General features: G+C 71.9%; 4 protein-coding genes. 1 reads left to right on the forward strand and 3 read right to left on the reverse strand.

Annotated features, from left to right (window positions below; all coding sequences use genetic code 11):
* Nucleotides 1–88: 88 nt before the first annotated feature.
* A complete protein-coding gene (locus tag AB0H87_RS20565) occupies nt 89–1864 on the reverse strand; it encodes an ABC transporter ATP-binding protein (protein ID WP_360147670.1) in 1776 nt (591 codons plus the stop codon).
* Between the two features lie 73 nt (nt 1865–1937).
* Here AB0H87_RS20565 and AB0H87_RS20570 point away from each other — a divergent pair, with 73 nt between their 5' ends.
* A complete protein-coding gene (locus tag AB0H87_RS20570; protein ID WP_360147673.1) occupies nt 1938–2513 on the forward strand; it encodes a TetR/AcrR family transcriptional regulator in 576 nt (191 codons plus the stop codon).
* Here AB0H87_RS20570 and AB0H87_RS20575 read toward each other — a convergent pair.
* Complete coding sequence (locus AB0H87_RS20575; protein ID WP_360147676.1) at nt 2510–2869, reverse strand: hypothetical protein; 360 nt, start codon at nt 2867–2869, stop codon at nt 2510–2512. The genes AB0H87_RS20570 and AB0H87_RS20575 overlap by 4 nt on opposite strands.
* A 320-nt stretch (nt 2870–3189) precedes the next feature.
* The coding region (locus AB0H87_RS20580; protein ID WP_360147679.1) for an Rne/Rng family ribonuclease at nt 3190–5064 on the reverse strand (1875 nt) is incomplete at its 5' end.

The raw sequence follows: 5064 nt of genomic DNA on the forward strand, positions 1-5064 counted from the left end.
CCCGGAACACCGCGACGTCCGCTTCACCGGAAGCGGCGAACGCCACGAAGTCCGCGGCGGCGGAAACTGGGCGGCAGACGGGCCTCGATCAGGCCGCGCCTACCGGCTCCGGGTCTGGGCGGGCGTCGGCGATGCGGAGGGCTTCGACGAGCTTGCGGTACAGGGCGTCGGTGGCCAGCAGTTCCGCGTGGGTGCCGCGGGCTCTGATGTGGCCCTCGTCCATCACGATGATCATGTCGGCGTCCAGCACCGTGGACAGGCGGTGGGCGATCGTGATCACCGCGCCCGACTCAGCCCGGTCGCGGATGCAGTCGTGCAGGGCCGCTTCCGTCAGGCCGTCCACCTGGGCCGTGGCCTCGTCCAGGAGCAGTACGTCCGGCGTGCGTAGGATCGCCCTCGCCAGCGCGATCCGTTGGCGCTGGCCGCCGCTCACCTCGTTCTCCGTCAGCGACGTGTCCAGGCCCGACGCCAGCGAATCGATCTTGTCCGCCAGCCGGACCGCGCGGAGGACCGCCATGACCTCCGGCTCCGTCGCGTCCGGGTGGGTGAACAGCAGGTTGTCGCGGATCGTGCCCGGCACGACCGGGGTCTCCTGCTCCACGTACGCCAGCCGCGAGCGCACCTCGTCGTGCGTGTAGGACCGGTACGGCCGGCCGTCCAGCAGCACCTCGCCGCTCTCCGGCTCCAGGAACCGCAGGATCAGCGAGAACAGCGTGGTCTTGCCCGCGCCCGACGGGCCGACGATCGCCGTGTGGCCCCGGGCCGGCACGCGGAGGTCGATGCCGCGCACCGCCGCCTCCGTCCCGGGCGCGTAGCGCGCCGTCACGTCGCGGAACTCCAGGACCGGCACGTCGGGGCCGGACGACGCCTGGCCGACCGGCTCGGCCGGCCGCAGCGGCTCCACCTCCATCGCGTCGACCTGGCGGATCCGGGCCGCCGCCGCCATGCCCGCCTGCAGGTTCGTGACGTTCTGGGTGAGCTCGGTGACCGGGCCCATGAGCTGGAACGCGTACAGGAGGAAGGCGATCAGGCTCGACACCTCCAGCAACCCCCGGTCGGCCCGCCAGGCGCCGATGCCGAGGATCACGATGATCGCGAGCTGGATGCCGGTCCACGAGATCGTCCAGACCGTGGCCGTGCGACGCGCGGCGCGGATCGCGTGCGCCGCCGAGTCCTGCGCGTCCGCGACGATCCGCTCCGTCTGGCGGACCTCCGCCCGGCTCGCCTTGACCGTGCGGATCGCGCGCAGCGCACCCTCGAGCGCCCCGCCCAGCCGTCCGACCGACTCCTGGGCCGCCTCCTGCGCCCGGGCGATCGCCGGCATCAGCGCCGTCATCACGGCACCGACGACCAGCACCGAGGCGAGGGTCAGGCCCAGCAGGACGAGGTCCAGCACGGCCATCAGGATCAGCGTGGCGATCAGGGCCAGCACGCTGTTGAGCAGACCCACGATGCTGGCGGAGGCGTTGTGCAGCAGGCCCGCGTCGGAGGTGACGCGGGTGACCAGCTCACCGCTGGGGCGGCCGGTGATCTCCCGGACCCGGGCGGCGAAGTAGCGGCGGATCATCGAGACCCGGGCGTCGAGGACGACCTTCTCGGAGACCGTTCCCATGATCACCCACTGCCACATGGAGATCGCGGCGCCGACCACCACGAGGCCGAGCAGCACGCCGACCGGGCGCCAGAGGGACGTGTCGGTCTGGCCCAGCGTGTCGATCACCCATTTGGTGACCATCGGCGTCGCGAGGCCGACCGCGCTGCCGAGCAGGCCGAGCAGGAAGCCGGCGATCAGCACCCGCCGGTGGGGTGCGACGAACGAGACGAGTGTGCGGAGCCGGGCCAGGCGAGGAGGCGGCACAGTCATGCGCACTAGTGGAACAAAGCTGTTCCACAAGAGTCAAGTGCCTATCCGATTTGAGACTGCTAACCTCAGCGACGTGCCGGAAAACGAACGTGGTACGCGCGCCCGCACCAGGCAGGCGATCCTCTCCGCCGCGATCGAGGTGCTCGGGCAGAACCCGAACGCCGCCCTGAGCGAGATCGCCGCGGCCGCCGAGGTGGGCCGCACGACGCTGCACCGGTACTTCCCGGAGCGCTCCGACCTGCTGCGCGCCGTCGCCAGCGAGGGCTCGGCCCGCCTCGACCGGGCCACGGCCAGCGCCCGCCTCGACGAGGGCACCGGCTGCGAGGCGCTGCTGCGCCTGTGCCGCGAGTACTTCGACCTGGGCAGCCTGCTCTCCCTCATCTTCACCGACCCGGACTGCCTGGGCGACGCCACGCCGGTCGTCGACGACGGCTGCGACGACCGCTTCTCCGCGATGATCGACCGCGGGCACCGCGACGGCACGATCGACACCGGCCTGCCGGCGCCGTGGCTGTCCAGCCTGATGTGGTCGCAGCTCTACGCGGGCTGGAGCTACGTCACCCAGTACAACGCCTCCCGGCACGAGGTCCTCGACCTCCTGGTCCGCACCGTCGACGGCGCGGTCACACCCCGGGCGACCGCGACCTAGCTCGGGCAGAGCGTGTCGAGCCGGTCCTGGATCGCGCCCAGGGTCGCGTCGTCGATCGTCTCCACATTGGACGTCATCGTGTCGACCTGACCCGCGAGCTGTGACAACGTCGCCTTGAGCTGCCCGTCCGTCGCCGCGGACGACGCCTTGCGCAGGTCGGCGGCCCAGGCGTCGAGCGTCGTGCCGAGCTTCTTCTCCGCCGCCGCCTCGGCCGTCTTGTCGTTCTTGCCCTGCGCCTCGAGCACCGCCGTCAGCTGCTGCACGAACGCGGTCGTGCCGGCCTCGCTCGCCTTGCGGGCGTCGGCGCAGACCTGGTTCGCGTTGCCGCCGGCCTTCGCGGTCGGCTCGGGGCCCAACGAGATCCGCGGCGCCGCGCTCCCCGCCGGAGCGCCCGAGGGAGCTCCGGACGGAGCGCCTGATGACGAGGACGGCACGGCCGAACCGCCGGGGCTCGCGTCACCACGGCCCGCCACGTCCGAGGAGCAACCAGCGACGGCGACACCGACAACGGCGACGGATACGACGAGCAGGCGACGCAGGCGCATCGGGTGTGTCCTCCGAGGGTGGCGGCGGAACGATGCCGCGACCCTAACGCGCATTCATGAGACCTGCTCGCCCGGCCCCGGACACGCGACTGCCCGGCCACCGAACACAGTGGCCGGGCAGCGAAGCAGAACTACGGCCGCGTACGGCGCCGGGCGCCACCACGGCGACCACGACGGCGCGTGCTGCTGGCCTCGGCGAGGTCGTCCCCGTCCTCGTCGTCGCCGGCCGCGTCCGGGTCGTCGTTGCCGGCCAGCCGGCCGTTGCTCGCCGGCGCCACGTCCGGTGCCTCGACCTCGTCGACCGGGTCCAGCACGACGTCGTCGTAGCGGGACAGGTCGTACCCCATGGTGTCGTCCTCGTCGTCGACGATCGTGGGCTCGACCGTGTCCGGCGCGGAAGCCGCGGAACCCGCGGAAGCCGACTTCCGGCCCCGCCGCCGCGAAGAGGAGGACGACGACGCGGAGGACGTAGCCGGCGCGGCCGCGACCGCCTTGACCTTGTCAGCCGACCCGGCGCCGGACCCGTTGGCACCGTGGCTGTGGCCCGAGGACCCGCCCTTCACCGGCACCGGTTCGGTGTGGATGATCAGGCCGCGGCCCTTGCAGACCTCACAAGTCTCCGAGAACGCCTCGAGCAGGCCGGCGCCGATCCGCTTCCGGGTCATCTGCACGAGACCCAGCGACGTGATCTCGGTGACCTGGTGCTTGGTGCGGTCCCGGCCCAGGCACTCGGTCAGCCGCCGCAGCACCAGCTCGCGGTTGCTCTCCAGCACCATGTCGATGAAGTCGATGACCACGATGCCGCCGAGGTCGCGCAGCCGCAGCTGCCGGACGATCTCCTCGGCCGCCTCGAGGTTGTTGCGGGTGACCGTCTCCTCGAGGTTGCCGCCGGCGCCGGTGTACTTGCCGGTGTTCACGTCGACCACGGTCATCGCCTCGGTGCGGTCGATCACCAGGTGGCCGCCGGAGGGCAGGAAGACCTTGCGGTCAAGCCCCTTGAGGATCTGCTCGTCGATCCGCTTCTCGGCGAACAGGTCGACGGTCGACGTGTGCCGGTGCAGCCGCGGGACGAGGTCGGGAGAGACATGACCGAGGTACGAGTCGACCATCTCGTACGCCTCGTCGCCCTGCACGACGATCTCGCGGAAGTCCTCGTTGAACAGGTCGCGGACGACCCGGATCAGCAGGTCGGGCTCCTCGTAGAGGAGCGCCGGCGCACCACCGGCCGCCGCCTTCTCCTGGATGTCCTCCCACTGCGCCTGCAGCCGCTTGACGTCGCGGGCCAGCTCGTCCTCGGACGCGCCCTCGGCCGCGGTCCGCACGATCACGCCAGCGCCCTCGGGCACGAGCTTCTTCAGCACGTCGCGCAGCCGCTTGCGCTCGGTGTCGGGCAGCTTGCGGCTGATCCCGGACGCGTTGCCGCCGGGCACGTAGACCAGGTGCCGGCCGGAGAGCGCGATGTGGCTGGTCAGCCGGGCGCCCTTGTGGCCGATCGGGTCCTTGGTGACCTGCACGAGCACCGAGTCGCCGGACCGCAGCGCCTGCTCGATCGAGCGGGCCCGGCCCTCCAGGCCGGAAGCGTCCCAGTTGACCTCGCCGGCGTAGAGCACCGCGTTGCGGCCCCGGCCGACGTCGACGAACGCCGCCTCCATGGAGGGCAGCACGTTCTGCACCTTGCCGAGGTAGACGTTGCCGGCCATCGCGCCCGACGACGCCCGGGTCACGTAGTGCTCGACCAGCACGTCGTCCTCGAGGACCGCGATCTGCGTACGGTCGGCGCGCTGCCGGACGACCATCACCCGGTCGACGGCCTCGCGGCGGGCCAGGAACTCCGACTCGCTCAGGATCGGCGGCCGGGTGCGGCGCTGCTCACGCCCGTCCCGGCGGCGCTGCCGCTTGGCCTCCAGCCGGGTCGAGCCGGAGACGCCCTGCACCTCGTCGGAGGCTTCACGCTGGCCAAGTGCGTACGCGACCATCCGGAGTCGACGGAGGTCATCGGCCGCGTC

Source organism: Asanoa sp. NPDC050611 (genome assembly GCF_040654855.1).
Lineage (GTDB): Bacteria > Actinomycetota > Actinomycetes > Mycobacteriales > Micromonosporaceae > Asanoa.